Annotated in this window: 42 protein-coding genes; 4 read left to right on the forward strand and 38 right to left on the reverse strand. The window is 35.7% G+C overall.

The genetic code is table 11. The features are described 5' to 3' along the window. Position 1 precedes the first annotated feature (1 nt). From NST63_RS17915 to NST63_RS17970, 12 genes are all read right to left on the reverse strand, one after another. Positions 2-1,189, reverse strand: a complete 1,188-nt coding sequence (locus NST63_RS17915; RefSeq protein ID WP_341043171.1) for a hypothetical protein — start codon at positions 1,187-1,189, stop codon at positions 2-4. Between the two features lie 34 nt (positions 1,190-1,223). After that, on the reverse strand, positions 1,224-1,361 hold the full coding sequence (locus tag NST63_RS17920; protein ID WP_341043173.1) for an XkdX family protein: 138 nt from the start codon (positions 1,359-1,361) through the stop codon (positions 1,224-1,226). After that, positions 1,361-1,708, reverse strand: a complete 348-nt coding sequence (locus tag NST63_RS17925) for a hypothetical protein (RefSeq protein ID WP_341043174.1) — start codon at positions 1,706-1,708, stop codon at positions 1,361-1,363. Before NST63_RS17925 ends, NST63_RS17920 begins: the two co-directional genes overlap by 1 nt. Before the next feature lie 12 nt (positions 1,709-1,720). Next, positions 1,721-2,134 (reverse strand): hypothetical protein, encoded by a 414-nt coding sequence (locus NST63_RS17930; protein WP_341043176.1) that lies wholly within the window; start codon positions 2,132-2,134, stop codon positions 1,721-1,723. Between the two features lie 10 nt (positions 2,135-2,144). Continuing rightward, positions 2,145-2,930, reverse strand: a complete 786-nt coding sequence (locus NST63_RS17935) for a hypothetical protein (RefSeq protein WP_341043178.1) — start codon at positions 2,928-2,930, stop codon at positions 2,145-2,147. A gap of 3 nt (positions 2,931-2,933) precedes the next feature. Continuing rightward, entirely contained in the window at positions 2,934-3,677 is a 744-nt protein-coding gene (locus NST63_RS17940; RefSeq protein ID WP_341043180.1) for a hypothetical protein, read from the reverse strand. Continuing rightward, complete coding sequence (locus tag NST63_RS17945; protein ID WP_341043182.1) at positions 3,678-5,501, reverse strand: hypothetical protein; 1,824 nt, start codon at positions 5,499-5,501, stop codon at positions 3,678-3,680. 1 nt (position 5,502) lies between these two features. Continuing rightward, positions 5,503-5,880 (reverse strand): hypothetical protein, encoded by a 378-nt coding sequence (locus NST63_RS17950; protein WP_341043184.1) that lies wholly within the window; start codon positions 5,878-5,880, stop codon positions 5,503-5,505. 33 nt (positions 5,881-5,913) lie between these two features. Further along, entirely contained in the window at positions 5,914-6,057 is a 144-nt protein-coding gene (locus NST63_RS17955) for a hypothetical protein (protein ID WP_341043186.1), read from the reverse strand. A gap of 19 nt (positions 6,058-6,076) precedes the next feature. Next, entirely contained in the window at positions 6,077-6,913 is an 837-nt protein-coding gene (locus NST63_RS17960) for a N4-gp56 family major capsid protein (RefSeq protein ID WP_341043188.1), read from the reverse strand. A 13-nt stretch (positions 6,914-6,926) separates the two neighbouring features. Next, positions 6,927-7,787 carry a hypothetical protein gene (locus NST63_RS17965; RefSeq protein WP_341043190.1) on the reverse strand — a complete coding sequence of 287 codons (861 nt, stop codon included), beginning with the start codon at positions 7,785-7,787 and terminating at the stop codon, positions 6,927-6,929. Positions 7,788-7,856: 69 nt separating this feature from the next. Next, the gene (locus NST63_RS17970) at positions 7,857-8,027 is read right to left on the reverse strand and encodes a hypothetical protein (protein WP_341043193.1); all 171 of its coding nucleotides are present in this window, start codon (positions 8,025-8,027) and stop codon (positions 7,857-7,859) included. A gap of 153 nt (positions 8,028-8,180) precedes the next feature. Here NST63_RS17970 and NST63_RS17975 point away from each other — a divergent pair. Beyond that, a protein-coding gene (locus NST63_RS17975; protein WP_139254896.1) for an IS3 family transposase occupies positions 8,181-9,505 on the forward strand; the annotation gives its coding sequence in 2 pieces (ribosomal slippage) (positions 8,181-8,559 and positions 8,559-9,505; 1,326 coding nt in all). 18 nt (positions 9,506-9,523) lie between these two features. On the opposite strand, the gene NST63_RS17980 is transcribed toward NST63_RS17975, so the two are convergent. The 23 genes from NST63_RS17980 to NST63_RS18090 all read right to left on the reverse strand — a co-directional run bounded on the left by NST63_RS17980 (position 9,524) and on the right by NST63_RS18090 (position 22,617). After that, on the reverse strand, positions 9,524-11,434 hold the full coding sequence (locus tag NST63_RS17980; protein ID WP_341043195.1) for a portal protein: 1,911 nt from the start codon (positions 11,432-11,434) through the stop codon (positions 9,524-9,526). After that, positions 11,427-11,627 carry a hypothetical protein gene (locus NST63_RS17985; RefSeq protein WP_341043197.1) on the reverse strand — a complete coding sequence of 67 codons (201 nt, stop codon included), beginning with the start codon at positions 11,625-11,627 and terminating at the stop codon, positions 11,427-11,429. Before NST63_RS17985 ends, NST63_RS17980 begins: the two co-directional genes overlap by 8 nt. After that, entirely contained in the window at positions 11,627-11,836 is a 210-nt protein-coding gene (locus tag NST63_RS17990; RefSeq protein WP_341043200.1) for a hypothetical protein, read from the reverse strand. The genes NST63_RS17985 and NST63_RS17990 overlap by 1 nt, the downstream gene beginning before the upstream one ends. Positions 11,837-11,844: 8 nt before the next feature. Next, the gene (locus tag NST63_RS17995) at positions 11,845-13,191 is read right to left on the reverse strand and encodes a PBSX family phage terminase large subunit (RefSeq protein ID WP_341043202.1); all 1,347 of its coding nucleotides are present in this window, start codon (positions 13,189-13,191) and stop codon (positions 11,845-11,847) included. Continuing rightward, positions 13,184-13,606 carry a terminase small subunit gene (locus tag NST63_RS18000; protein WP_341043204.1) on the reverse strand — a complete coding sequence of 141 codons (423 nt, stop codon included), beginning with the start codon at positions 13,604-13,606 and terminating at the stop codon, positions 13,184-13,186. The genes NST63_RS17995 and NST63_RS18000 overlap by 8 nt, the downstream gene beginning before the upstream one ends. A 47-nt stretch (positions 13,607-13,653) precedes the next feature. Next, positions 13,654-13,905: a hypothetical protein gene (locus NST63_RS18005; protein WP_341043206.1), complete on the reverse strand. Its 252-nt coding sequence runs from the start codon at positions 13,903-13,905 to the stop codon at positions 13,654-13,656. A gap of 154 nt (positions 13,906-14,059) precedes the next feature. Continuing rightward, complete coding sequence (locus NST63_RS18010) at positions 14,060-14,194, reverse strand: hypothetical protein (RefSeq protein ID WP_341043208.1); 135 nt, start codon at positions 14,192-14,194, stop codon at positions 14,060-14,062. A 195-nt stretch (positions 14,195-14,389) separates the two neighbouring features. Next, on the reverse strand, positions 14,390-14,629 hold the full coding sequence (locus tag NST63_RS18015) for a hypothetical protein (RefSeq protein ID WP_341043210.1): 240 nt from the start codon (positions 14,627-14,629) through the stop codon (positions 14,390-14,392). After that, complete coding sequence (locus tag NST63_RS18020; protein WP_341043212.1) at positions 14,620-15,048, reverse strand: transcriptional regulator; 429 nt, start codon at positions 15,046-15,048, stop codon at positions 14,620-14,622. Before NST63_RS18020 ends, NST63_RS18015 begins: the two co-directional genes overlap by 10 nt. 11 nt (positions 15,049-15,059) lie before the next feature. Continuing rightward, entirely contained in the window at positions 15,060-15,452 is a 393-nt protein-coding gene (locus NST63_RS18025; protein WP_341043214.1) for a hypothetical protein, read from the reverse strand. Positions 15,453-15,549: 97 nt separating this feature from the next. Beyond that, positions 15,550-15,675 (reverse strand): hypothetical protein, encoded by a 126-nt coding sequence (locus NST63_RS18030; protein ID WP_341043216.1) that lies wholly within the window; start codon positions 15,673-15,675, stop codon positions 15,550-15,552. Next, entirely contained in the window at positions 15,675-15,812 is a 138-nt protein-coding gene (locus tag NST63_RS18035) for a BH0509 family protein (protein WP_341043218.1), read from the reverse strand. Before NST63_RS18035 ends, NST63_RS18030 begins: the two co-directional genes overlap by 1 nt. Then, positions 15,813-16,463, reverse strand: coding sequence for a dUTP diphosphatase (locus NST63_RS18040; RefSeq protein WP_341043220.1), 651 nt, complete (start codon positions 16,461-16,463; stop codon positions 15,813-15,815). 262 nt (positions 16,464-16,725) lie between these two features. Then, positions 16,726-17,136: a single-stranded DNA-binding protein gene (locus NST63_RS18045; protein ID WP_341043222.1), complete on the reverse strand. Its 411-nt coding sequence runs from the start codon at positions 17,134-17,136 to the stop codon at positions 16,726-16,728. 249 nt (positions 17,137-17,385) lie between these two features. After that, entirely contained in the window at positions 17,386-17,730 is a 345-nt protein-coding gene (locus NST63_RS18050) for an HNH endonuclease (protein WP_341043224.1), read from the reverse strand. Continuing rightward, on the reverse strand, positions 17,731-18,825 hold the full coding sequence (locus NST63_RS18055) for a hypothetical protein (RefSeq protein ID WP_341043226.1): 1,095 nt from the start codon (positions 18,823-18,825) through the stop codon (positions 17,731-17,733). It abuts the gene before it with no gap. Further along, positions 18,822-19,103 (reverse strand): hypothetical protein, encoded by a 282-nt coding sequence (locus tag NST63_RS18060; RefSeq protein WP_341043228.1) that lies wholly within the window; start codon positions 19,101-19,103, stop codon positions 18,822-18,824. Before NST63_RS18060 ends, NST63_RS18055 begins: the two co-directional genes overlap by 4 nt. Continuing rightward, entirely contained in the window at positions 19,100-19,288 is a 189-nt protein-coding gene (locus tag NST63_RS18065) for a hypothetical protein (RefSeq protein WP_341043230.1), read from the reverse strand. Before NST63_RS18065 ends, NST63_RS18060 begins: the two co-directional genes overlap by 4 nt. Beyond that, complete coding sequence (locus NST63_RS18070) at positions 19,266-19,466, reverse strand: hypothetical protein (protein WP_341043233.1); 201 nt, start codon at positions 19,464-19,466, stop codon at positions 19,266-19,268. Before NST63_RS18070 ends, NST63_RS18065 begins: the two co-directional genes overlap by 23 nt. A gap of 24 nt (positions 19,467-19,490) precedes the next feature. Further along, positions 19,491-20,363, reverse strand: a complete 873-nt coding sequence (locus tag NST63_RS18075; RefSeq protein ID WP_341043235.1) for an ATP-binding protein — start codon at positions 20,361-20,363, stop codon at positions 19,491-19,493. Next, positions 20,272-21,066 (reverse strand): conserved phage C-terminal domain-containing protein, encoded by a 795-nt coding sequence (locus tag NST63_RS18080; RefSeq protein ID WP_341043237.1) that lies wholly within the window; start codon positions 21,064-21,066, stop codon positions 20,272-20,274. Before NST63_RS18080 ends, NST63_RS18075 begins: the two co-directional genes overlap by 92 nt. Positions 21,067-21,168: 102 nt before the next feature. Further along, a complete protein-coding gene (locus NST63_RS18085; protein WP_341043239.1) occupies positions 21,169-22,323 on the reverse strand; it encodes a phage antirepressor KilAC domain-containing protein in 1,155 nt (384 codons plus the stop codon). Positions 22,324-22,461: 138 nt separating this feature from the next. After that, positions 22,462-22,617, reverse strand: coding sequence for a ribbon-helix-helix domain-containing protein (locus NST63_RS18090; protein WP_341043241.1), 156 nt, complete (start codon positions 22,615-22,617; stop codon positions 22,462-22,464). A gap of 140 nt (positions 22,618-22,757) precedes the next feature. Here NST63_RS18090 and NST63_RS18095 point away from each other — a divergent pair, with 140 nt between their 5' ends. Next, positions 22,758-22,919 carry an Arc family DNA-binding protein gene (locus tag NST63_RS18095; RefSeq protein ID WP_341043243.1) on the forward strand — a complete coding sequence of 54 codons (162 nt, stop codon included), beginning with the start codon at positions 22,758-22,760 and terminating at the stop codon, positions 22,917-22,919. Positions 22,920-22,982: 63 nt separating this feature from the next. After that, complete coding sequence (locus NST63_RS18100) at positions 22,983-23,198, forward strand: hypothetical protein (protein WP_341043245.1); 216 nt, start codon at positions 22,983-22,985, stop codon at positions 23,196-23,198. 114 nt (positions 23,199-23,312) lie between these two features. On the opposite strand, the gene NST63_RS18105 is transcribed toward NST63_RS18100, so the two are convergent. Further along, positions 23,313-23,522: a hypothetical protein gene (locus NST63_RS18105; protein WP_341043246.1), complete on the reverse strand. Its 210-nt coding sequence runs from the start codon at positions 23,520-23,522 to the stop codon at positions 23,313-23,315. Positions 23,523-23,727: 205 nt separating this feature from the next. On the opposite strand from NST63_RS18105, the gene NST63_RS18110 reads away from it, so the two are divergent. Continuing rightward, positions 23,728-23,904, forward strand: a complete 177-nt coding sequence (locus tag NST63_RS18110) for a hypothetical protein (RefSeq protein WP_180211731.1) — start codon at positions 23,728-23,730, stop codon at positions 23,902-23,904. A gap of 292 nt (positions 23,905-24,196) precedes the next feature. On the opposite strand, the gene NST63_RS18115 is transcribed toward NST63_RS18110, so the two are convergent. Together NST63_RS18115 and NST63_RS18120 are read right to left on the reverse strand one after the other, a co-directional pair. Continuing rightward, on the reverse strand, positions 24,197-24,439 hold the full coding sequence (locus tag NST63_RS18115; RefSeq protein WP_341043249.1) for an ASCH/PUA domain-containing protein: 243 nt from the start codon (positions 24,437-24,439) through the stop codon (positions 24,197-24,199). A gap of 12 nt (positions 24,440-24,451) precedes the next feature. Then, on the reverse strand, positions 24,452-24,793 hold the full coding sequence (locus tag NST63_RS18120) for a hypothetical protein (RefSeq protein ID WP_341043252.1): 342 nt from the start codon (positions 24,791-24,793) through the stop codon (positions 24,452-24,454). Positions 24,794-24,830: the final 37 nt, after the last annotated feature.

A 24,830-nucleotide genomic window follows, 5' to 3' on the forward strand; every position in this document is an offset into this window, starting at 1 on the left:
ATCACAACCCCATTAGTTTCATTCTTTCCCAATCGGTTAGGTTCTTGTTAAGTGCAGGAGCAACAGGTTTCAAGAAGTCTGGTGTCTTGTAAGGTGGTTTCACTAGCTTGCTGATGTTCTTTTCTTGCTGCTGATAATACTTAGATAAGGCGCTAGGAGTTTGTTGAGCTTGTTTAAACGAATTATAAGCACTACTTAGGGTGTTAGTTTTTGCCGAACTAGTTGAACTAGATCCCGAACTACTTCGACCACCCCCTCCCCCGGAACTAGCCTTTTTTGCCTGTGCTTTTCTGAATTCAAACTCTGCTTGGCTAAGGGATAGTTGACCTAATCTCACTTTCTTATCTAATTCATATTGAAGCTTAGACAATGCCATCTGCTCACCAAATTGCTTTGCATCTTGATCGAATTGTTTCTGCCATTGAGAGTCAGCGACTTTATCCCTATCCTTCTGATAATTGAATTGCGTGTTCCACTGATTATCAGCAATTTCATCTCTACCTTTTTGGTAATTAAACTGTGTATTCCATTGATTGTCTGCTACCTGATCTCGCCCGCGATTATAGGTTAATTCATCAAGATAGCGATCATCCATGATTGAATCTCGACCACGGCTATAGGCTAATTCATCAGCATAACGACCATCCATAATTGAATCACGGTTACGTGCATAGGCAAGCTCATCCGCATAACGACTATCTGCAACTTCATCCCTAGAACGTTGATATCCGATTTCTTCAGCACGGTTTCCTGCTTCAAATAAGGCTTGCGCTCGTTGTGCTTCAATTTGAGCGATAAGAGCATTCAATTCAGCCGGATCATTAAGGTTTGCTATTTGATGATCAAAATCATTGATTGTATTTTGTTCCTGTAAGTTTAAATCGTTCAATGCTTTCTGACGGGCATTATTCAGTGATGCTGTAGCTGTGATATTCTCTCCACTCATCGCTAAGCCACGTGATGCTAACAACTCTTGGTTTCTTCTGTGGTTTTGCATACTCACAACATCAGCTTGGTTACGTAACCCTTGGTATTGTGGTGCCACCTTTTCTTTTTGGTAATTGATGTTACCAACTGCCTTATCACGATTAGCGTTATATGCATCTGTTTGAGCCTGTTTCATTTGGTCGTAGATGCTATTTACACCTTCTTGTTGTTTTTGTACATATGCTTGAGGATCAAATGCCATAATCTCACCCCTTTAAAATAAAAAAACGCTGTCTTTAAGCGCTGTAATCTTCTCCAGTTATTTCTTTGTATTGTTCAGGTGTTATTGCACCTAGTTGTACATATCGTTGTAATTGGTCTTTCCTACACCAGTTCTTTGCATAACGTTCTTTTAAAGAATCAAACAGTGTCATTATTGATTCGCCCCCATTTCAACGATTAACAATCGTAACTCTAGATCAGTTATTTGCTGTCCTTGTTCCATAGACTCCAGTTCTCTTTCTGTCATTTGTTGACCCAAAATTTGAGTATCTGTTAAAGGAGAATCTGGTGGTTTAGTAATTCCATCTATTTCTTCTTGTGTTGCTCCTTCGACCCATTCAGTTCCAGTCCATTTTGGTTTGTAAATTTGATGTGGAGGAGAAGTTATTATTATATTTGATTCCAATTTGTCAATTGGATTACCTTCTTTATCAAATTCTACTACTAATGTTTCGACAAGAAAGTTTTTACTATCTAACCGGTATACTTGTTTAAACATCAAACCCCTCCTTTAAGCAATTGGGAAAACTCCATCAAAGTCGACAGCAGCTGAATCAGTCATTACAACCCCTCCACTAGTAATTGACATATCCTTAAAAGCATTAAACACATATCCTTGCCTTTTTGGTCTAAACCCCTCCGGCAAAGTAGTAAGTGGAATGTTATATGCGTTTCCTGAATCATTTATTGCAAATCCTCTTAAGTAAACTAAGTATCCTATTTTTCGGTACTGCAATAATCCTCCATTTGGGAACGACCAACCAGGAGCTAAAGTCGCATCTATCCATCCTGTGTCATTGAGTAGGTCGGTTATTGATTTTCCGGTGTTTTTATGCAACACCATATCAGTATTAGTCTCTGGATGTAGAACCGTTCCATAGTCATCAGTACCTACTGGTCTGATTTGCATATTCTTTGTAGGCATATAATTCCTCCTATTCTAAGATTTTGTACCATATATCAGAAGTAGGTTTTTCTTTGCTAATTGTAATTTCTGGCTTTGGATCAGGAATGTGTAAATTTGCAATCTGTTCATCTGTATAGTCCTTGGCATTTTGTTCAGATGCATCCCATTTATCAGTCTGAATTTTAGTAACATGAATTGTAGTATTGCCTGTATGACCTTCAAATGTTCCTGTGTCTACCTTCTTACCTAACTCTTGATTCACATATGATTGATCAGCTTTATTTTTAATGTTATTAATTTGGTTATGATCTTCAGCAGATACATGAACAGTTAAATTGTCTTCATGTTCTTTAAGTTTGTTAGCCATTGCTGTATAATCAATCGTTGCTGAATTACTCAGGCTATCTAATTTCAATTTATCATCATTAGAAAAATTGTTATCAGAAAGTCCTTTTCCTTCAACCTTATCAACTTTATTTTCTACTTCTTCCTTGGAAGGTAGTTCATCTAATCCATCAATATCCGATAATTGATGCCTATGATAAATCGGTTTATACGCCAACGGTGGGTCTATAATGTCATTCCAGGAAATTTCAGAATCATTTGCCCCAATTAATTTCCAGCCACTATCCCAAACATAAATGTGATTTTTATACTGTCCGATTGTAATGACTTTTACGTACTCCCAATTGTAGGGATTTTCATTAGCTTGTATAAAGGAATACTCTACAGGCATGATTCTTAATGACGAATCAATTAGGTCTAAGAGAGATTTATCTAGTAAAGGTGCTCCGATTCGTTTTCCATCTGACATATATCAGTCCACCTTAAACCAAACAGTTTTTCCATCACCTACAGGAGGTTTATCAGGACCAACAACTAAATTATGTTCTCCTGCTATTCCGATTCTCCCAAAATACTTGAAGGTGATTTCTCTTCCAGTACCTTCAGGAATAGTCAATGCAACTTCTGTAGGAGATATTTCAGCTAATCCTCCACTAGCAACACTTCGACGCAAAACATCATCAATGTAAGCATCGATTCTATTTTCACCAACTTTATACTTACCTTCTAGTAAAGTGAAAATTTGATAGCCTTCATCAGTTAAAGTGCCATTATGTGAAATCTGATTCTTATCTGTATAAGTGAAAGTGCCGTCTCCATTATTCGAAGATGTTATTATAAAAACTTCTTCTTTAATAAAAGTCTCTCCACCTTGTAAAAAAGGTGCTAATTCTTGTTTAGTATAGACATCTAATTGAGCCGCAGTAACTCCATGGGGGTTTTTCTTATCATTTTTATGTGCATCTATAAATGCTTTTAGACTAGTAAGGATTTCTTGGAGATTTGAACCATCCAGTCCTTCAATTTCAGCAGCACCTATATTCATAGAAGCTGTAGATGCTTGCAATTCATCCACTAACTTGTTGTAATGAGCTCTCAGTTCTTCAGGTGAACTATCCCAATACTTTTTTAGTTCCGCAGATGTCATTGTGCCATTAGGAACATCGGGCAGTTTGGCAATTAGATTTTTAAACTCATTCATTTTTGTAAAAGGCATTTATTTCACCTCACTCTGGAACTTGTATTTAATGCCTAAACTTAGTAAACCTAAACCCTCATCCAAATTGTTATTCTCAAGAATCAATTGGAAATGAGTGATTTTCTTTGCTTTGATTTTGACCATGCTTTCTAACGGAAATGTAGAAAATAAAAATGTAAATCTATTAAAATCTATATTTCTAAAATCTAAGGTATCGACATAAGTAGTTTTTAAGAGTTCTGATGATTTTTTATTACTTTTATAATAAATATTTACACTACCTCTGCTAGTGGGTTTCAATGAATAGAACACCTTAGAAACCATTTTCCTTCTTTCATCCATACCGAATGTGAAATACTTCGACTTCCATACTGCATTTATTGGTTCCCCATCGTCGTTGTAAGGATTTATTTCGTTGTCTTTTTTGAATCTATAAATCAAACCTTCCTTCGAGCTACCAAATATCAATTCTTCACCTATTTGGATGAAACACGAAGCATGGATGTTATTATATATGATCCATTCGCCAAATGGACTTGATTCTGAGCGTTGAGCATAATCTAAGATATACGCATTGCCATTTACCACAAGCCAATATTTCTTATCGAAATCTATGGATACTGCTTTATCAAGATTCTGTTCTCTCATCAACCACGGATCAACGTTAGCAGAAATATGACTTACATTTCTTTCATCCCTTACGTTAGTAGATGTAAGCATATATACACCGTCTCTAGATAGAGAAACAGGGTTATTTTCAATAATTTGGATAGATTCTGTTGCTATTGTTCCAACTGAATCATTAATCGGTTTAGATGGGAAAGATGGATTTCCTTCATAATCAATCTCATAAGTGACTTGATGTTTTCCTCCGGTACGTTCAACCACAAGCGAATCATACTGTTTAGAAAATCCCATAATTTTTTCTTTAGACTTATAGAAACCATTCTCTGGCCAATAAGACGGATCATATAAACCACTTCTCCACATACAATCTGGAAATTCTGGATTACCAGCAACGAAAACACGTGAATCATTAGCTCCACCATAAAAAACACTGAAACGACATTTTTTTATGCGTTCTGGAAAGCTTGCTTTCGTTTTCCTCGCTCTAATTACCACGTTATTTGTTCCTTTTGGTGGTGCTTCTTGAAACAGGACCATTCCTTCCTCATAATTAAGCCAAAACTTTCCTGCGTGTTGTCCACTTTCATCAAACCATGGTACTTCTACTCCATCAACTTCAACTTTAATAAAATCATCGTCGATATCTTGAAGAGATAGATAGTATCTTACATCCACACCATTCCCACTAAAACTATCTTTAAACTCAGTTCCCATTAAATTGAAGTCCTCATACATGGTACCTCCACCCATAGGATCACGGGAAATGGACATAGTTGGAACATAAGGAACGATAGGACTGAACTTTTCGCCATCATACTGAAGCAAATCTTTCCCATCCATGACATAACACATATCATTCATAGTGAAGAAGTTTACCTTTTGATCTAGCAATTTATCATAGATCATGACGGGTTGTTCTTTCCCCTTTTGGGTATATAACTTTGTTCCATGAGCTATTAGGAAGTATGTCTCTCCATTTGCTTTACGATACTCATACAGACCATTGATTTGCCCTGGTCCTAATGACTCTTGGAACACTCTTTCATAGCCTGTACGCTTATTTAATGCCCCTCTTTCATCAATGTTCATGTTTATCATTTCTGGACTTTGAGACTGGTCTATTTGTGTAGGGGTAACACTTAGATTCATGCCTTTAAACGGTTCAATACGTAGCAAAGGAGGTTCCAAAGGTGTTCTAACATTGATTCTTGCCATCTTATCCCCTCATTCCACTCGTAACGTTATATTTATCCACTATTGGAATTATTTCAGTTGGCTTTCGCTTCTTTAATTCCTCATATCTATCATTAAAGAAAGAGGAAATGGTTAAATCTTCACTGATGAATAGATGTGCAGCTAAACCGTAAGGTAATACAGTAAGAGCTACTCGATCACTCACTAGTAAAGGTTGATCCATCTCTTTTATAATTTCTGGTTCTACAGAAAGTGGGAGTAATTCAGTCTGAAGGGTCGTTAATATCGACAGAGCTTTTGCTTCGTAATATTCTGGTTGATCAGGAACAATAGCGCCTGTCTCTAACACTTCATCAATTAGCACTAACGCTTGATCGTACACTCGCTTGGCTGTTATCATACTCTCACCCCTTTAAACAAATAAAAGGGGCATTTACGCCCCTTCTCCATTTAATTTTTCCTTATCTTCTTTTTTAGCTGGCTTCAATCCTTGTTTAATGAATGCAGCAGCTTGAACCTCGTTTCGAGCTACCAAAGTATGTTTACCATCTTTCGTTTTGAAATTAATATTTGCCATGTTCATATACCTCCATTTATTACGGTGTAGTTGTTGTTTGGTGGACGTATAGAGCGTCCTTTTTGTTTTCTAATACAAAGGCATCGTAACGCTTACGACCTTCTACAAGCCATCCATTGATACCAGGAGGGTTATCATGTGTTTTATAATCCTCAAGCTTTTGTGCTGCAACTGTAGCCACTGGATGAGCAATGAAGAATGGTGTATTTGCAGGGAAGTAGGATGTTGGTACCTTAATTACCTTCATGCCATCAAGTTCCCCAACTTGACCATTAATCAACATCTTCTGTGCGATTTCAGTAGATTTAATGAAATCAGGAGACATTTTGATAAGGTTTAAGAATCCTGGTGTTACAAATAGCAATCTACCACCTTGAGGAACCTTCTTATCATCTAGCTTTTCTGATCCTGTCAAAACAGCTTCATAAGCATTGTTTTGATCTACAGTTCCACTTGTAGTCATTCCGTTCGCAACTGCTGCAGCTGTGATTGTAGCAATGCGATAAATATCAATCTCTGGTACGATAACTTCATCAATTTGGCGCGCAAGTGCCTTACCTGCTTGCATTGTACCTTGAGTGTCTTGGTTATTCGCTTTATCGATAGTAAATGTAAAGGAACGATCGCGAGTCAAAGTCATCGTTTGCACTGTGTTGTCTAATTCTGATGCTGTACCGTAACGGTCCTTACCTGTTTTCACATAGTCATTCATTCCAACTGTAGGGATAGAGTAAACCTTGATGGTATCTACTCCCGTCCAGTCATAATCCCTATTCACTGCTGATTCTGTTAAAGATTTCAGCTTAAAGCGTTCATCAACCTTCTTTTCATATTTAGATGCTAAGTTTACTGCCATTTGTCAACACTCCTTAAATTGAATTAAACCCCACTAAGAATGGATCTTCACTGGCTACTTCATCGCCACCATGAGTCGTCACACTTCCTATTGGAGCTTTCTGTTTGTTAGTTTCATTTTGTTTTAATACTTGGACTTGTGATTTCAATGTGTTATTTAAATGTTCCATGTATGCATACTTGAGAGGAACACCTGCATTGTTTGCATCAATTACCTCTTGAGGTAACCTGTCTTTAACTGGATCAAAAGTACGTCCGTTTGCTTGACTAAAGTAGTCATAGAACTCAGCGAAATCAGCAGACTGTTTATCTCTTTGCGCTTGTTCTTCTTGCTGACGTTTCCTTTCAGCACGATCTTTACGTGATTCAAGGATTTCCTGTGCAATATCTTCTGGTATGTTGTTCTGAATCAATTCATCCAGTTGTTGTTGCTCACGCTGTTGTCGAACAGCTTCAATGTACTCATCTGGTGTCATACCTGCTTGATTAGCAAGTTCATCTAAGAACTGTAATCGTGGATCAGATTCATATTGTTGTAATCTCTCTTGAAGCTTGTCGTAATTCATTCCCATCTGAATTAAAGGAACAGCTTCATCATAGGTAAGCTCTTTTTCCTCTTTGTTGTACTTCACCTTAAATTTAGGTAATTCTTGTTGTTGCTCCTGTTGTTGCTCTGGATTCTCTGGGTCAATTTGTTCCTCTGTGTCCAGTGGAGTTTCTTCATTCTCAACCTCTGATTCAAACGAATCATCTGACTCTGGTATGTCAGTTTCGACCGTATCATCAGGTAGAATGAAATCATCCTCTTCGGATGCAAAAAATTGTAAATCTAGTTTTAAAGGTTCGCTATGGTTGGCGATTGTTTTAATAGTCATTTTTTATTTCTCCTTTCCCTATGGTTGGGGAATATTAAAAGGCTAGGAAACTCTCATCCCTAGCCTGTTTTATAAATCTAAAACCTGTTCTAATTTCTTTTTAACTTTTTCACGAAATTCTACATCTTCATCTAATGTCACTACCTTTAAAATATCTATTAAAAGCCATGCATTAGGTGATTCTACAGTATCTTCACAGCACTCTAATTGATTACAATCTTTAATATCAGCTTTTTCCATTTGCAATTCCTCCCTAAATAAAAAACATCCTATTCGGATGCTTGAACTGAACCCCGAATAGTAGACACTTAAAAAAAAGTGCCCTATTCGGGGTTTTTTCTATGGGAAAAGCCCGTTATACTTAACATAATTAATTTGAACGGGAGTTATCTTATGAGTAAAATCTATTTTAATGAACATCAACGTCAACTATTAGAAGCCAATCCCAATGTTGCTTCAGTATCTGACCGAGCGATTCAATATACACCTGAATTTAAAATTAAAGCAGTAAATGAGAACTTAGCTGGGAAAGGACCTACTCAAATCTTTATAGAAAATGGGTTTGATCTTGAAATGATTGGCCCTAAAAAAGCTAAATCAGCTTTGAAGCGTTGGAGAAATACTTTTAATCAATATGGAGAAAATGGTTTTTTGGAAGAACGTCGAGGAAAAGGAAGTACGGGAAGACCAACAACTAGTGAGTTATCCGCTGATAAGAAGCTAGAAAAAGCAGAGGCTCGTATTCGTTATCTCGAAGCTGAAATTGAATTACTAAAAAAGCTAGAGGAACTCGAAAGGAAGGCGAAGAAACACAAGTAGCTCCACATGAAAAATACGCAGTCATCAATGAAGTAATTCGTAAATATCAACTAATCAATAGTGTCTCTGAGCTATGTACTGTCGCACATGTTAGTCGCAGTGGTTATTATGCATGGCTGCGGAATACTGAAAAACATGCCATTCGAGAGAACAATGATTATGAGGATTATCTCTTTTTAAAGTGCATCTATGATGCATTCAAAGGGAAAGTTGGCTATCGTGGACTTTATATGAAAGTATGTGAATTACTTGAAAACCCAATGAACCCAAAGAAAATACGCCGTCTAATGCGCAAGTATAATTTCTTTGCGAAAGTGCGACGTGCAAACCCATATAAAAATATTGCAAAAGCTACTCAAGAACATAAGACATTACCAAATAGATTAAACCGTGAATTTACACAAGACGAGCCGGAAAAAGTATTTTTAACTGACATTACCTATTTAAAGTATCGAGGAAAAACAGCCTATCTATCCTGTGTTAAGGATGTCGCTACACGTGAAATAGTGGCATATGAATTATCACAAACATTGAAAATGTCGATTGTTTACAATACTCTAGCAAAATTAGAAGAGAAATTAGGGAATAATATACATCCAGAAGCCATGATACACTCTGATCAAGGTTTCCATTACACGCATCCAGAATTTCAAAAAAGGGTGAAACAGATGAATTTGAAACAATCTATGTCACGTAGAGGGAACTGTATCGATAATGCACCAATGGAATCCTTCTTTGGACATATGAAAGATGAAATGGACTATAAAGAAGTTCATACATTTGAAGAACTAAAACAATTAGTTAATCAATATATGATTTTCTATAATGCATCAAGAAGACAATGGAATTTAAAAAAGATGACTCCGGCAGAATACCGAAGTCATCTAATCGCTGCTTAAATAGCAGGGTTACTTTTATTAAACTGTCCGAAATTTAGGGCGCAGTTCAGCTCCTAGTACACTTTTCATAATTCTATCTTGTTCCTCTGGGGGTAACTTCTTAAAGTTTGCACGTTCATGCTCTGGCAATGACTTTAAGAACTGGTCAAACGGATGTGGCGCATTAGATTCCTTATCAGCTTGTGCCTGTTGTTCAGCCATCATTGCCATTTCTTGATCTTGTTGCACTTGCATATCAGCCATTTGCTGTTGTTGTTCAGCTTGCATTTGTTGCTGTTCTGCCATTCGTTGAATACGTAACTGGATATCTGATATTAGTTCCTGCTTTTGTGGTATAAACTCTTCTGGAACACGTTCTAAGTAGTCAATGATGTCAATATGACCTTGAGCAAGAAGATTATCCAGTGTTTGAATAGCAGCAATTTCAGACCAATAAGAAGATTCCCCAACATCAGCACGTACTTTTAACCACATATCTTTTAATTGGTTAAAATCAAACTCAACCACTTGTTTCTGACCATCTTTTTCAACAACTATTGGACGTAACCCATAGTAAGCACCCATCATGTCTAGGAGAATCTTTCCTATGTCCTCCATCCATTCATATAGATTAGATTTAGGATTCTCTAATGGAATCGCTGTAGACTTCTGGACTGCGATAATTGCTGATGTATTTTTAGGGTCAACTTGACCTAGTGCTGCATCAGATACACCCAGTGTTTCTTTTGTGTATTGCATAGCAAGATCAATGGCCTGTGTAATTTGGTTTGACATGTTACCAGGTTCAAGATAACCTGCAATGTTTTTGATGTTATACTCTGGATTCATACCTTGTACTGGAATCGCTGAACCCACTGTGTTATCCCATAAGTCGATAATATCAGCGTTATAAACAGCTTTAGGAAAGGCTGTAAGCATCAAATGATACATAACCATTGCAAACATACGATTAATGAATATTTGGTTAGGTAAGAGTCCTGTACACAATGCACGACCATGGTATTGATTCTTCTGTTTCTCCCAGTTCATCCATGCTACTGGATAAGCAGTTAAAGGTGTTTCGATGTCCTTATAAATATAAGCATTCTCCACACTCTTACTTGCAGTAATAACAGTTACTTCTTCTTTAATCTCTTTACCGAATTCATCCAACATCGGATTGCCTTCTGCATCTTTCTTTACCTTTTTAACCTTCTTCTTTCGATAGACAATGATATACAAAGCCTTACCATATTCATCGGCTTCTACTTCAATTTTCCCACTGTCTCCTGCCTGTTCATTGTAGTTATAATCAGCATCGATATTTTCAACATCTTCTTCTGACTCTCTATGCCGTCTTGCTTCTTCTTGAAGGTTCTTAACCATATCACGACCGGATATAATGATGTATGGTTGAATATCTACTCTTGGATTGTTAGCATTCCCAAAGAACACATTTGTTCCATCCACTAACTCCATTTCAATTTCACCTTGAATGTCTGAATAAGCTCCACCATATGGCTTTTTAGACATATCAAAGTAAAAGTGTGCGCATGCATCTCCTGTTATAGCAGCATCAAACAGTGCTTCTTTAATCTTAAAATCCATTTTAAACTTCTCAAGAAGGTTATTGACCATGGCATTTGCCATATCTGCTCCATTCACTTCCATCTGCATATCAGGTGTTTGTTGCACATCACTATATAGTAAAGGTTCCATGTGTATCTTTGTCTTAGATGATGTTAATGAAGCCACGTTAAAGGTTATGACACGCTTAATGATATTGAATACTGGTTGTGGCATATCTCCTACCTCAAGATTCCTCCACTGATCCCCTTGATGGAAAGCAAGGTTTGCATCCACTGTGTCATAGTAGTTTGGTGTTAGCTTGTTGTTGTATTGTTTACCTGCTTCATATAGCATCCAGTCTTTTGTTCTATTGTCACTCATTGTTTTCACCACTATTTCGTTTGACAACTTCTTGAGTATGCAGATGAGATATTGCAAGTTCTATAGTCGTTATCTCATTTAAATAAAAGCCTTTGTGTACCCATATTGATCTCCGTATTTCATCTAATTGTTTTTTATACTTTGGTTTCAATAGATGAAGCATTTTATAGAGAAACATTTTTGTCTTGAACATTATTCCACCTTCTTTCGTTGCAAAGCTGTGCTAACGTCATAGTTCATCAGTTTAGCGAAGTCCTCTCGAAGCTTAGCTGCCTTTCGTAGTTCCTCCTCATCTGGTTTCACTGTCTGTTTAGGTTTCTTACCTATTCGATAACCGATGTACAGTAAAAGGATCACAACGCAAAAAAAGGCTACTGCTGTGAGTACCCCATAAATAAACATATTCTCACCTACCATTTTGTAAAGGCATTGACCGGAGGTTTACCACCTGTCATTTGTTTGATTGCTTTTGCTTGTTTTTCTTGTGGTGTTGGATTGTCTGGATCAGATTTCTTTTGATCTTGCTCTTTAAACTTCATTACTTCATCATTCAAGGCATATCGAACAGCATCTATTGAATGGTTATTTATATCAGGGAATCCGGCTTTAAAGTTACCGTTAGCATCTTTATCCAATTCATACGTTAAGAACTCTCTAGCAGTCTCTGGACACCTTATATCATCAATAACGATAGATTCTAAGCTTTGTAAGAACTTGATTCCATACTTAATACTATCTGGTCCCTTTTTAACAGGTATAATCCTTAATCCGTATTGGCGCAGTTCGTTATTACTCTTTGGCTCTGCGCTTTCAGCCTTGATTAACTCATTATCTTTGTTTTCCCCTTTGATATGTTCGTAAGCATCTCTATTAGATAGCCTTACTTTATAATGTTCATGATATATATATAAACACTTCTTCTTTCGGTCGTAGTGCGCAACTACATAAGCGAAAGGATCAGTTGCATATCCATAGTCAATACCACGTTTAATGTTGTAGAAGTCTTTTATTTCATCATCGGTGATTCGTCTGATTGTTACATTGTCAAAAACTTCTCCACCTGTACCTGTGACATTCCCCAGGTATTCATGTTCATACGCTAATGGCTTGGTTTCTTTTAAGTGTTCAGCTTCAACAATGAATTGTTCCCCTAGCCATTCTTTAGGTACAGTTAAATAATTACTATGATGTGCTAGTCTGTCATCCCTTGTAAGCTTCACTTCTGCATTTACCCAGTTATTTGCACTCTTAGGAGGGTTATAACTGTAGAATACGATAAACTTCTCTCCACCACGCATAAGAGACTGATTAATCATACGTATTTCTTCCATGCCAGTAAATTCATCTACTTCTTCATACCAGATGTATTTACAATACCCTCTAGCAAATTTCATTGATTTAATTTTCTTCGGTTTATCTGCACCACGGAATCTTATTTGTTGACCAGTAGGAAGATAAGTTAAAACTAATTTAGCTTCTGGAATGTGCCAATAGCTTTCTACTCCTAATACATCAATGGCCCAACATAATTGTTCGAACACTGATTCTTTGAGTGTGTCTTTTACTTTCCTCAAGACTACTGCGTTTGCATTAGGATCACGCATAATTCCTTGTATTAGTTCTATACCTACAAAAGAGGATTTCGTACTACCTCGCCCACCACCAAGCCAGTAATGAGTGTGTCTCTCTTGCTTGATGTCTTTATGCACAGAATGGAAAGATGGGGCAATTACATTAGATAGTTTTACTTCAGTCATCTATATCATCCACTATCGTGACTCCGATATTTCCACCAATATTTTTATTATCTGTCCACATTGCATAGCGTTTACCTAGTAATTCGGCTGCTTTTGTTCTGTCCTTTGCTCCAACTTCAACATCAACAATAGAGACGCCTTTTTTCGTAGCTACAGCCACTTCTTCGCTGATTTCTCCACGCATTACACTGGTTAGATATTCGAGGATTTCTTCTTGTGTTGCAATATTTTTTGAGCGAATTTCACTCATGCGCTCTTCAATATATTTTTTGACGCTAGGTTTTGCTAGGTTTTTAAACCCTTCAACACTAGCTGTCTTATCAGATGCGTTGTATGCCTTCCTATATGCATCAGTAGCATTGCCTGATTCAATATAATAATCTGCAAATCGTTTTTGTTTCTCTGTAAGCTTCACATAGATCACCGCCTCCAAATAAAAAAGCACCCCGAAGGATGCTTCATTTACATATTTTTTTCTACTTCATCAATGCCGAAAGCATTTATTTTAGCCCCAGCGAATGCAGGGTGTCCAAAGTTTTCAAACTCAATATAACCTTTATTTTCTAAGTATAAATATGCTGACTTATATTCGTTATCTCTAATTTCTTCCGCGATAGGTTTCGCCTTTGTGCTTGAATTAGAAAAGTGATAATCATATAAGTCTTTCAACAATTTATTTCTTAATGCTTTACGTTCTTCTAAAGATAAACTCATATCTTTCACCTCACTTTCATCTACTTAATTCGACAAAATGAGGTAAATTCCTGCTACTATAGTCACATTTCCTCTAAACTAGACACCCATCAGCTACATACCTATTGGTCACCTTGGGAAAGTCTCACTGTGAATGCCTAGTTTACAAATAACGTTACTTCCTTCTAATTGCACCCTTGTGCCTTTTGTATGTCGGTTTATCTATTCCCATTAGTTCGCGTAGATCAGCAGAAGAAAGCTTTTCTGTTTTCTTTTTCAACTTCTCCCGTTTCTTTTCATCAATTTTCATACCATCACCCATTAATATTATTTAATCAATAAAAAAGACGACCTAGTTTTAATCTAGATCGTCTTTCAAAGTAAAGTTATAACGGAGAATCCAACGAGAATCACGATGCGTTTCCGCACACCGTTTAATACTAATCTTTCATACTATCATAATAGCATGGAAAATCAGACCAAAAGTGACATGATAGTGACACGATTATTCATTGCCTTCTAATAGTTTAAATTTCTTCTCTACATATTCTGTTAAATACTCAATAGGTGCTTCGATTATCATTTTTTCTTCAATTGATACATAATAGTGATCATCTTTAGTTACAATATGTCTAATATCATATACAAATTGATTTAGACTCTCTACTTCAACTGTATAGCCACGTTCTTTCATAAAATCATGAAATTCTTTTATCTTTTTACTCCAACCACTTTTTACCTCCATCCTAACACCTCTACAGTCGCTTGAATAATTTCATCTCGCCATCTCATAGCTTGACGTTTGCTTACATTCAATTTTAACGCTAACCCATCCCATGTCAATTGCTGGCTTTTATTCCAATAGCGTAACCTTACAAGTTTTTTATAATCATCTGGTAAAGCATTGTAAACATTCTCTACTGCTTCAGTCACTTCATTTAGATATTTTAATTGTTTATGAGTTACTAATCGTGTTGCAATGTTTTCTGTAGGAGAAGAGTTCCGTCCACTTCTTCCTCCCCCTACATTTTCATCATTTTCTTTCATAGGATTCATAATTTCTTGTCTTAGTTTAGCGATTTCTTTTAATGTTTGATGATAATCATACCATTCTGCTTCTGCTTTTTTGAATGTTGATTTTTTTACCTGTACTGCTGTTGTCATCAAACCGCCCCCTATGCTCCATGTCTACTTGATCCATCTTCTAAATCAATACGAACCTTATATTTCAATGCATTAATTTCCTCTTTCGTACTCTCAAATGCATTTGTCCAACGTTTCATATTTCCATATGCTGTTGCTTCTTCTTCTCTTAAATCAATTACAGCTAGTTCAGCATGAGCTTTTTTATTTTTAGGTGCTGCAATTTCAGCTTCAGCATACACTCTTTTTCTAGTTGCATATATTTTCTTATACCGTTCGGAAAACTCTGCTGCTAACTTTCCAATAAGAACAAGCTGTTTTGATAATACTTCAATCCGTTGCACTCTGTTTTCCTCTGGAATGCCCTTTAGTATGTTGTTATATCTTATTAAGTCTTGTAGATAATCTTCCGTCCAGTCCTTCATACATTCACCTTCTCATATGAAGATGTAACAAGTTACAAGTAACAAATCCTAATGCAAAACAACATAGACATAAAGCAATAATTTTAAAAAGCATCATCTACTCACCATCTACTTTTTCATTTTTTAATTGTTTAATAGCTTTGACCGATAGACAAAGCGCATATATAGATAGTCCTAAACTTAATAAATTCGCTATTAAAAGCATGACTTTTATTTTATCCATCAAATCCCCTTCTCTTTACTGAAATCGTCATACATTTTCTCTATAGATTCATCTTTCATTGAATCAAAATAACTTCTGTTATATCCTGTCCAGGTTACAAGCCATTCGATGAGGTGTTCGCGTTCTGATTTAATCATTTAATAACCACTCTCCTGACGTTGATGATTAATTGCATTCTTCTCCATATATGCTTGTTCAATTTGTTCCCAGGTAAATCCGAGCATTTCACCTAATCCGATATAATAGCTAATTAAATCAGGTAAGCATCCGTCATGTTTATCACAATATATTTCCCCTACAGTTAGTTGTAATGACATAAACTGCTCTGTAATTGTCTCTACTACCCACGAATCATATATCCATTCGTCATATTCAAAATCTAATTCAATTCCTAACTCCAATACAAAATGCAATCCGTCCACATATTCTTCAAGGAGTGGATTCTTTTCACGAAAAGGATATACATATCCAACTTTACAAATAGGGCATTCTTCATAATCCGGATCTAAAAGACTGTTAAAATCATCTTTTCCAAGACGTTTTCCGCAATCATCTTCATTCATACATTTAAAATAAACAGCATTTTCAGGTGTTGCCCCTTGAGTTGTGTGTAAAATTCTTGGGGGGCTTTGGTTTTTACTCCAAAACTTAAATCCTCTCCACTCATTCGCACATTCACCGATTTCCACCAGCAAAGCCAAAATCAATTTATCAAAGCGATCAGATTCGTTATATCTTATACGATCCCGTAATACCCTTTGCATTTCAAACAATGGTTTTAGATTCATTTCTCCGCACTCTCCTATTCAATTCGTATATGGCTTCATCTCTATATTGGGTGAACCTAGCCAGATATATTAACTGGCTTAGGTTCGCTTTTGTTAGGTTCATATTTCAAACAACCTTCCGTTCTCTGTTTATAAACACTCTTCAACGAGCATCTTCCTCTAGCTGTAAAATAATCATTTTTTATAAATTGCTCGTAGTGTTTGCAACTGCCACATTTGCTAAATAAATCTAAGTCGCTTTTCCAATTTGATGTTTTTTTCATCAGAATGGCAACTCTTCATCTGATATATCAATTGGTTGTCCATTACTGAATGGATTATCATCGTTTCTTTGCTGATTACTAGATTGATTGTTTTTCGGTTTAGTAGGAAAGTCAAATCCGTCCACTAATACTTCTGTAAAATATCTTTTCTCTCCATTGTCTTTTTCCCATACACGATTTTGAAGTTTTCCTTTAATCCCGAACTTATCGCCTTTACTTACATGGTTAGCCATTACTTCGGATATCTTGCCTATTGCTACGAAATTATGAAAATCCGTTTCATATTCACCGTTTTGGTTTTTATAATCTCTTTTCACCGCAATGGTTCCTGTTCCAATGGGTGTACCAGATGGGTTATACCTAATCTCTATATCTTTGGTTGCATTACCAGTTAATATAATTACATTCATTCCGAACATCCTTTCTCTTGTAAAAACTCACATTTGACTTATAATTATTATGGGATTTTATATGCTATTTTTCTATGAAGATTAAATAAGATACATCTTTCGGCTTACTCTCTAGCACTTCAACCACCTGCAACTTCTCTCCATCGACCGTCTCTTCGACCTTCTCACTTACGTATAGTTTCATGTTGCGATTCCCTTAGTTCTTTCATTTCTTCACGAATTACTTTTTGCTGCCAATTCAACCATTGTTCAGAAGTCCAGTTTTTCATATTTCCTATCTCCATTCTCATCAAGATTATTTTCAACCCACTGTTCAAACCATTCTCTTACTTCTTTCTTGATGTGTGCTTCTCGGTGACAAGAGATACAAATACTTACTCCGTTTCTTTTATGGCCAGTCCCACCTTGAGACTTGAATTTCACATGATGTGGTACACTTTCGAGATAATATGATCCACACCTTACACATTGATAGTTGTCACGTTCTAATATTTCTTTTATGGTTTTTGATGTGAACTTCCCTCTGTCCACCCTTTTCGGTACCCTTCGACTATGCTTCGGTTTCGGTACTGCGTTGACAGTAGCAAAATCCATTTATAGAGCCACCTTTATTAATTCCCTCATTGGATTCAGCAACCTACTAGCATTTTCAAAGTGCAATTTATACTGATCTCTTTCACTTTCAACTTCTTTTATTCTTTGCAAAGCATCCTGTAGCTTATAATCCGTTTCCTTATGCTTTTCTAACGTATCTAAATACTTCTGTTCTTCTTCCTGCGCTTTTCCATATGCTAAGTCTTTTTCATCGATATAGCTCCGAATCACATTCTCATGTTTAGATATTAAAGACTTTTTATCTTCCTGTTCCAATTTAAGTTTCTTTGTTAAATCTTCTATAGCTGATTCATATCTTTCATAATCGGTTTTCATCTGTTTTTTCAAGACTGCCAACACTTCTTGTAGTTCCTTCTCTGCATCTGTCTGAATCGCTTCAGATTTCGTTTTCTGCGGTTTATTATCTTTTTGAAGGGGTTTATTAGTCTTCTTCGCAAAATGCCCGCTAGGAAGGTTTAAGGTTCTTATTTCCTCTTGTGTAAGATTTTCTTTTTTCCAATCTTTTAGGTAATTAGTATTCTTTCTAATTAGTTTTGTAACCTCTATATCTTTTAATCCCTGTTTTTTCCAAGCGATATAATTTTCTTTAGTCAATTCCACCTTTTCGACATCCTCCCTTGGTAACTCATTCTTATGTTTTATTTTCCAATTCGTGATAGTTTGTCTGCTTACTCCGATCTTTTCGGCAATCTCTTTATCCATTAATCCCGAACTTGATAATTCAAGATATTCGTCAACAGTCATCTTTATTGTGCTTCTATCTTTTCGCTGCTTGATCTTACTTCCTTTCCACATCTTCCATTCTTCTTTAAATGCTTCAGGATCTTTATTTAGTGCTTTAGCTATTACTTCGATGTTGACTTCTTTATCGATTAGATATTGTATTTCACTCTTTTTCATGTATTCGCCTTTTTCAAGAATCGCAGCTACATTTGGAGAGTGTTTGACATACACTGATAGTTTTGTGATTTCTTCACATATTTCGCACCCTCTGCAACACTCCCCATCAATTAGTTTACTTTGATGCTGATCTTCTAAATGACCGATTCTTTGTATAATCTGTTTTCTATTCATGACTCAAGTACCTCGAAATTCATATTTCGTTGGTGCCATTTTTCTAATTCCATTCTCCTTTTCTTTTCTTCTCTTAGTTTGTTTTTAAGCATCTTCACTTCTCGAACAAGATATTTTAATTGGTCCGCACTTTCTTCGAGAGCCATAAGCTTCCAGTCATAATCCTCGTCTATTGCATCATCAATATTCCTACCATACTTTTGGATTCCTTTTTGATCTTGCGCATCAATAATGGCTGCAAATCCATCTATAACAGCTTGACTAGTTTTAGGTCTCATAGGTACATCTCCTTTTCAAATTGAGTAGTGATTCCGTTCTTTGCTTTATAATCCTGTATATATTGCCTATTCCGTTCTAATTGTTTGAAATACTGGTCTTTTTCTTCAATTGATTTTTGAGTGTGTCCAGGAGTAATGTGATATACTCCTGGGATTGACTGACTAAAATAAACCATAATTTTCACCGAAATCCTCTAAATGTTCTTCAATAGAATCTTTTAAGTCATCTATAAAATCTTCGTTATCATGAAGTTGCTCTGCTAATTCTTCAATTTCATTTGTTCCGAAACTCCATCTTCCTTCTTCCTCAAGCATAACTAATTGGTGTTTAATCACCATTTTATAAGCTTCCCTTAAACTCATCCTTACCACCCTTTCAATCTATAATTATCCGAACAACATTTTTTCCAACTCTTTATTTTCTATTTCAGCTTCATCATCACGAATCGATTCTTCCGGCATATATACTTCTAAAGCCATTTTCTTTATCCGACTATGAACCCGACCTTCTATGTAAACCTCACCTAAGTTGTCTATGGTCTTGTTTCCAGTGAATAGTGTTACTTTTCTATGTTCCATACGATAATCTAGGACTTTGAAAAAGATTCGTTCCGAAAATTCATTTGGCTTTTCAACCGCAATATCATCTATAACTAACACTTCAACATTTCGGAACAATTTAACGATTTCATCCTCTGATGTATTCGCATTATCGTTGTAAGTCTTTTTTATTTGAGTTAGTAAGTCATCTGCTTTCAAAAAGGCAAGATCCACACCGTACATTTTTACTAAGGCATTCGCTACACTGGATATTAACCTTGTCTTTCCTGACCCTTTCACTTCGCTGAATAGGTATAATCCCTTTCCATGCTCTTGCATGGTTTTAAAGTTATAGACATAATTTGTAGCTGCCTTTCTTGCTATTTCCGCAGTATCTCTACTCTCTTTCTTCTTATATCTTTTTATATCAAAAGAATTTACCGTAGCATCTTTAAATATCGGAGGAACCTGTGCTAAATCTAGCTTTCTTTCAATCTCTTTTTGTTTCATAAGCTGTTCATAGCACTCACATTCTTCCTGCCATTCATCTTTTTCATTGGTATTTCTCTTTGACCAGTCTTTTATCCAAATCCACCCTGTACCATCACATTTATGAAACGGACATTTATCAGAAGGGGAGGTCAGAATCTGTATCGGATTTGACTCTAGCGATTCTTTTACGTCTTTCATTCGTTTCGCGAATCTTGGATTTTGTCTCATCATCTGTTCCAATACGTTGCCTATTGCTTGCAGCTTGTCCACCGCCTTTTTGGTTAAGATAGGATTCAAACTTGGTCCCGAATAATGTTTCTGGTCTTAGGAATTTATTCATTTTAGGATCATTCAGCCATTCTGCTGATTTTTTATCAATAACCTTTTTAAAGTCCTGTATTTTAAATCCTTCGTTCCAACGTGCTTTTATGACTCGTTGAGTAGCTTTCGTAGATGAACGATAGTTTGTATTAGCCGCACCGTTGAGATAATTTATTATCTCGACAAAAGGTATATATTCTTTATTTGTTTTTTCTTTATTACTTAAATCATTATTAGTTATTTCTTTATTAGTAGTGTTCGATTTTCCGATTTCGGATAAACCGATTTCGGATTTTCCAACTTCGGTAAAACCGATTTCGGGAATTTCATATACTGTGTATTCCCATCCCTTGAATTTCCCACCATCACGAACCCTTTTTCTTCTCAAATAACCGTGATCTTCCAGTTCTTTTAATCCTTTTCTTACTGAATCCCTACCATCCGTAGACCTTTTCTCTAAATCAGTTATATACGTTACCCAGTCATCCGGCTTGCTTAGTAGGTATCCAAGAATCCCTTTTGCTTTCCATGAAATATCGCTATTAGTAAAAATACTTTTATCTATTTGAACAAACGGATTTTCACGTTTTTTAGTGCGAATAGTAGTCAATATCTCACATCCCAAACTGACGTTCCCTGTGTACATTCCCATTTTTGTGGTATATAATGGACACAAGGAACATATTATTTAATAATTGATCGAAACTTTAGTCTAGTGTTGCAGCACTGGACTTTTTTCTTGGTCCATTAACGGACTAATACCTTTATCAGCTAGCAATTCATGAATGAACAATCTTCCTTTTTGCGTCCACTTAGTGTGTAGACTAACTCCGATTTCTCCATTCTTACGAAAGAATTTCTGCGTATCTGATTTTGTATAACCTTTATCTTGATACTTGCGATATAACAACCATTGCCCACTCTGTTTATATTGAATTCCTTCTTCATGTAGCAATTCGTTTAACGCTTGTCCTGACATTCCATAATCTTTGGCTATTTGGGTAATAGTCACTATATCAGTCGATTTTAGAATCTCATCGTAGTAAGTTATTTTCGGTTCAAACTCGGCTACTTTTTGTTCAAGCATTAATTTTTCTGTTTCAATTCTTTTCTTTTCTTCCTGCTCTTTAATCCATGCTTTTGCTCTTTCTACAGGATCATCGATCATGTAAGAATAAGTAATATTGGATACCATTTGTTTTACATTAAAATATGTTCTGACTAATTTTCGTTGTACTTGCCAAGCTAAATCATCAGTAAATGATTTTACTAGCATCAAATAACCTGATTCCGTTAATAAGTACGTTCCACTATTATGAATTTCTGACTGACGAATTTCGTCGTTCTGAACATCAATGGGTTTAACAAAGAAATAATCTTCATTTTCAATGTATTTTTCTTTATGCTTTCTAAAATTTCTACTTGCAGTTCCTTCTGGTCTACCATGTACATCGTCTATGTCTTTTAATGTAACTACCGGTTGTCCTTTAAATTTTTTGATTCTTAAATCTTCAACTTCAATTTTTTCTATCTTCTTTTCTTCAAATGGAAATGGATCATGAGATGAATGCTCATGTATTTTTTTAAGTCCTTCTATGGTATAAAGATATCTAATAAACATAGCATTTTTACGGTACTTCCCTTTTTGTAGATTAATATTTTCCTCTATTAAATTTTCATTTTCTTCATTACTTAAACGAAAGTAATCTATACTTCTAATTAAAATCACTTCTTTTCTGCTACAAAATCCAGTAGCAAAATAGTCACTTCTGTTTAAATAACGTGATACTTCTGAAGGTATAAAAACTTTTTTCCCTTTATAAGTAACATCAGTAAATTTGTAATTTTTATTTACCTCTTTTTTCAAAGCGTTTCCTCCTTCACTTTTTCACTTAATAGCTTGTTCAAACAATCAGCACAAAGACTTCTGTTCCAATGTATTGCGCTATGTTGTTTACACTCGATGCAAGGTTTCACTACTACTTTCATGAATATCACCTCGCTTTTAAGAGATTTTTTGTTTGATAGCCTTATGTAAAATCATGTTGATATAAGCTGACTTGGAGATCCCTAATTCTTCTGCTTCTTGTTCTAGTCGATCACTAAGCTCTTTTTTCATGCGCAAAGTGAAAGGAACTTTTTTCTTGTCTGACCTTGTCATAAAAGTGACGTCACCCCCATATCCTTATTATAACCCGTCATCTTCGTGACGTCAATGTTCATCTTAGGTCTTTACAAGTCATTTTTTATGTTCTATAATGGTGCTAACTGACACCACAATAAAAAGGAGATAATTGTAAAATGAGTGAACAAAAACGCTTTACACTTAGAATGGACGGAGAATTATTTGAAACAATCAAGGAACGTGCCGAAAAGAATAAGCGTTCCGTTGCTAAAGAAATTGAACTTCTTTTAGAAACTTACCTTGAGCAAGAAAACAAGGAGACCGAATCCTCAAAATAATCACCATCCAGTATTAGTTAATTAGTGTATTACACTTATTTATTAAAAAAGGAGCGAATACTAATGAAAGCACATAAACGTGGAGCAAATTATAAACCAACAACTACAATCGCCTTAGATGAAAGTTTATTACTCGCTATCGAGGATTACCGTTTCGAAAAAAGAAAGGATAATCGCTCTGCTGCAATTGCTGATCTTGTAACAAAAGGTCTTAAATATGTTGAGCTTCTAGAAAAGAAGAAAGCTAAAATCCGTGATGCTGGGAAGGTGCTAAACTAATTAGTGAGCACCTTCTTTTCTTTGGTGGTCACTTATATTAAATACATAGCGAAATGTTTGTTTTTAGTAACTAATAGCTATTATTTTTATGGCAAAGTTTCTTCGGAATACGTACTAATTGATCCCAAGTTGTCTTGCTATTTTTTTGAATTTCATCTTAATGTATTTCACTTGAAATTCTGTTTCAACGTTTGGCAATCTGCCTTGTAAGTAACTAATATCCACATGGTCTATACTGCTTGGTGGGTTAGCAAACCATGTAAAATTAAGTCTATCTGATGTTTCAAATCTAGCGATATATCCTCCATCTTTAGACTTCCACATATCAAATTTCATTAACTCACCTACTTCGCTTTTTGGGTCTACTATTCTCTATATAATATGCGTTCCACTTTCCTTCTCGGACACTCCACTTAATAATACAAACCAAATTTCAATTTCGCGCAGATAATTCACAATTCCTTACGTTTACTTTCCATTCTTTCGACCATATAATTAAACTTGTTATTATTTTTAGCAGGTGATTCTTATGGAAGAAAATGAGTTTAAAGGCTATGACACAAACATCGTTTATGACTACAAAGAATATCCTGATGAAAAAGCCGGTATTTGCGATAACTGCGGTCATAAGCACTTTGAAAGTAGCGTAAAGGACTTTGTTTTTATTCGTAAATGTAGGAAGTGTGGTATGAAGAAGAGCATTTGATTCACTCTTCTTCAATTGCTTCCATGAACTTATTTATTCTGATTCAGCTAACGCTTTACAACGCTCACATACTTCGTAATTAACATCTTGATAATCCACTGTTGTTGTAGCTTCATCAACCGTACATAATTCACAGTATTCCATATCATCACCCCTTGATTACTCTTCTTCAATTGCTTCCATAAACTTATTGCAGCTTGGACACTTCTTACATGGTATGATCTCGAATGTGATTTCTGATTGATCACATGCTTTGCAAATGTACTCGATCATAATTCAACCTACTTTGTGTTTACTTAATTCCCAGGACAACATAGTTCTCCTTTTGCTCATAGTCAGAGATATAAATGATTCTTCTTTCTAAAACCCTACCTGTATATGTCGGACCTTCTGGATCCATAAAACATTCTTGCAACAAGAGTAAGTCTCCAACTTCATAATCACGATCGTTTTTACGAATTTCAAAATTTTTCAAGCGCTTAGCAACTGGTTCAAAATACTGAGGTAAAATTTTTAATTTATGATTCTTTGCCAACCTCTTTCCCTCCTAATCAAGATCACGAGCATATTCATATTGTTCTTTTGTGATTTCTAGATGAACAGGTTCATAGATTTCTAACCATTTTTCAACATCGAATGAAGTAAATCCATCCTTACCGAACTTTTCAAATATAAACTTTTTATGGGCTTCCGATTGTTCTTTCAATTTTTCTATATCCTGTTCATCTGGTTGAGAAAAGTCATTTCGCCAAATCATAAATGCATTTTGAATATCATCCTTAGTTACGTCTAGATCCGGATCACTCCAATCCCCTACCTCCATCGAAGCAGCCAAATACCGATTCTCTTTAGATTTATTTTTCAGCACAATTACAGGTACATTTTTCATTTTGCAACTCTCCTATCATTTTGTTTCGCTAAATCCT

Source organism: Heyndrickxia sp. FSL W8-0496 (genome assembly GCF_038007825.1).
Classification (GTDB): domain Bacteria; phylum Bacillota; class Bacilli; order Bacillales; family Bacillaceae_C; genus Heyndrickxia; species Heyndrickxia oleronia.

Excerpts from the sequence above, each read along its gene's own strand:
- NST63_RS18120 (WP_341043252.1), bottom strand. The coding sequence starts at position 24,793 with ATGAAAAATGTACCTGTAATTGTGCTGAAAAATAAATCTAAAGAGAAT.
- NST63_RS18030 (WP_341043216.1), bottom strand. The coding sequence starts at position 15,675 with ATGGATAAAATAAAAGTCATGCTTTTAATAGCGAATTTATTAAGTTTA.
- NST63_RS17925 (WP_341043174.1), bottom strand. The coding sequence starts at position 1,708 with ATGTTTAAACAAGTATACCGGTTAGATAGTAAAAACTTTCTTGTCGAA.
- NST63_RS18015 (WP_341043210.1), bottom strand. The coding sequence starts at position 14,629 with ATGGAGGTAAAAAGTGGTTGGAGTAAAAAGATAAAAGAATTTCATGAT.
- NST63_RS18055 (WP_341043226.1), bottom strand. The coding sequence starts at position 18,825 with ATGAATAGAAAACAGATTATACAAAGAATCGGTCATTTAGAAGATCAG.
- NST63_RS18070 (WP_341043233.1), bottom strand. The coding sequence starts at position 19,466 with ATGAGTTTAAGGGAAGCTTATAAAATGGTGATTAAACACCAATTAGTT.
- NST63_RS17940 (WP_341043180.1), bottom strand. The coding sequence starts at position 3,677 with ATGCCTTTTACAAAAATGAATGAGTTTAAAAATCTAATTGCCAAACTG.
- NST63_RS18020 (WP_341043212.1), bottom strand. The coding sequence starts at position 15,048 with ATGACAACAGCAGTACAGGTAAAAAAATCAACATTCAAAAAAGCAGAA.
- NST63_RS18075 (WP_341043235.1), bottom strand. The coding sequence starts at position 20,363 with ATGAGACAAAATCCAAGATTCGCGAAACGAATGAAAGACGTAAAAGAA.
- NST63_RS18040 (WP_341043220.1), bottom strand. The coding sequence starts at position 16,463 with ATGAATCTAAAACCATTGTTTGAAATGCAAAGGGTATTACGGGATCGT.
- NST63_RS17960 (WP_341043188.1), bottom strand. The coding sequence starts at position 6,913 with ATGGCAGTAAACTTAGCATCTAAATATGAAAAGAAGGTTGATGAACGC.
- NST63_RS18045 (WP_341043222.1), bottom strand. The coding sequence starts at position 17,136 with ATGAATGTAATTATATTAACTGGTAATGCAACCAAAGATATAGAGATT.
- NST63_RS17955 (WP_341043186.1), bottom strand. The coding sequence starts at position 6,057 with ATGGCAAATATTAATTTCAAAACGAAAGATGGTAAACATACTTTGGTA.
- NST63_RS18095 (WP_341043243.1), top strand. The coding sequence starts at position 22,758 with ATGAGTGAACAAAAACGCTTTACACTTAGAATGGACGGAGAATTATTT.
- NST63_RS17930 (WP_341043176.1), bottom strand. The coding sequence starts at position 2,134 with ATGCCTACAAAGAATATGCAAATCAGACCAGTAGGTACTGATGACTAT.
- NST63_RS17950 (WP_341043184.1), bottom strand. The coding sequence starts at position 5,880 with ATGATAACAGCCAAGCGAGTGTACGATCAAGCGTTAGTGCTAATTGAT.
- NST63_RS17980 (WP_341043195.1), bottom strand. The coding sequence starts at position 11,434 with ATGAGTGACAATAGAACAAAAGACTGGATGCTATATGAAGCAGGTAAA.
- NST63_RS18100 (WP_341043245.1), top strand. The coding sequence starts at position 22,983 with ATGAAAGCACATAAACGTGGAGCAAATTATAAACCAACAACTACAATC.
- NST63_RS18110 (WP_180211731.1), top strand. The coding sequence starts at position 23,728 with ATGGAAGAAAATGAGTTTAAAGGCTATGACACAAACATCGTTTATGAC.
- NST63_RS17970 (WP_341043193.1), bottom strand. The coding sequence starts at position 8,027 with ATGGAAAAAGCTGATATTAAAGATTGTAATCAATTAGAGTGCTGTGAA.
- NST63_RS18035 (WP_341043218.1), bottom strand. The coding sequence starts at position 15,812 with ATGATTAAATCAGAACGCGAACACCTCATCGAATGGCTTGTAACCTGG.
- NST63_RS18010 (WP_341043208.1), bottom strand. The coding sequence starts at position 14,194 with ATGAAAATTGATGAAAAGAAACGGGAGAAGTTGAAAAAGAAAACAGAA.
- NST63_RS18060 (WP_341043228.1), bottom strand. The coding sequence starts at position 19,103 with ATGAGACCTAAAACTAGTCAAGCTGTTATAGATGGATTTGCAGCCATT.
- NST63_RS17985 (WP_341043197.1), bottom strand. The coding sequence starts at position 11,627 with ATGTTCAAGACAAAAATGTTTCTCTATAAAATGCTTCATCTATTGAAA.
- NST63_RS18090 (WP_341043241.1), bottom strand. The coding sequence starts at position 22,617 with ATGACAAGGTCAGACAAGAAAAAAGTTCCTTTCACTTTGCGCATGAAA.
- NST63_RS18025 (WP_341043214.1), bottom strand. The coding sequence starts at position 15,452 with ATGAAGGACTGGACGGAAGATTATCTACAAGACTTAATAAGATATAAC.
- NST63_RS18105 (WP_341043246.1), bottom strand. The coding sequence starts at position 23,522 with ATGTGGAAGTCTAAAGATGGAGGATATATCGCTAGATTTGAAACATCA.
- NST63_RS17965 (WP_341043190.1), bottom strand. The coding sequence starts at position 7,787 with ATGACTATTAAAACAATCGCCAACCATAGCGAACCTTTAAAACTAGAT.
- NST63_RS17935 (WP_341043178.1), bottom strand. The coding sequence starts at position 2,930 with ATGTCAGATGGAAAACGAATCGGAGCACCTTTACTAGATAAATCTCTC.
- NST63_RS18050 (WP_341043224.1), bottom strand. The coding sequence starts at position 17,730 with ATGGATTTTGCTACTGTCAACGCAGTACCGAAACCGAAGCATAGTCGA.
- NST63_RS17945 (WP_341043182.1), bottom strand. The coding sequence starts at position 5,501 with ATGGCAAGAATCAATGTTAGAACACCTTTGGAACCTCCTTTGCTACGT.
- NST63_RS17995 (WP_341043202.1), bottom strand. The coding sequence starts at position 13,191 with ATGACTGAAGTAAAACTATCTAATGTAATTGCCCCATCTTTCCATTCT.
- NST63_RS18005 (WP_341043206.1), bottom strand. The coding sequence starts at position 13,905 with ATGAGTTTATCTTTAGAAGAACGTAAAGCATTAAGAAATAAATTGTTG.
- NST63_RS17990 (WP_341043200.1), bottom strand. The coding sequence starts at position 11,836 with ATGTTTATTTATGGGGTACTCACAGCAGTAGCCTTTTTTTGCGTTGTG.
- NST63_RS17915 (WP_341043171.1), bottom strand. The coding sequence starts at position 1,189 with ATGGCATTTGATCCTCAAGCATATGTACAAAAACAACAAGAAGGTGTA.
- NST63_RS17920 (WP_341043173.1), bottom strand. The coding sequence starts at position 1,361 with ATGACACTGTTTGATTCTTTAAAAGAACGTTATGCAAAGAACTGGTGT.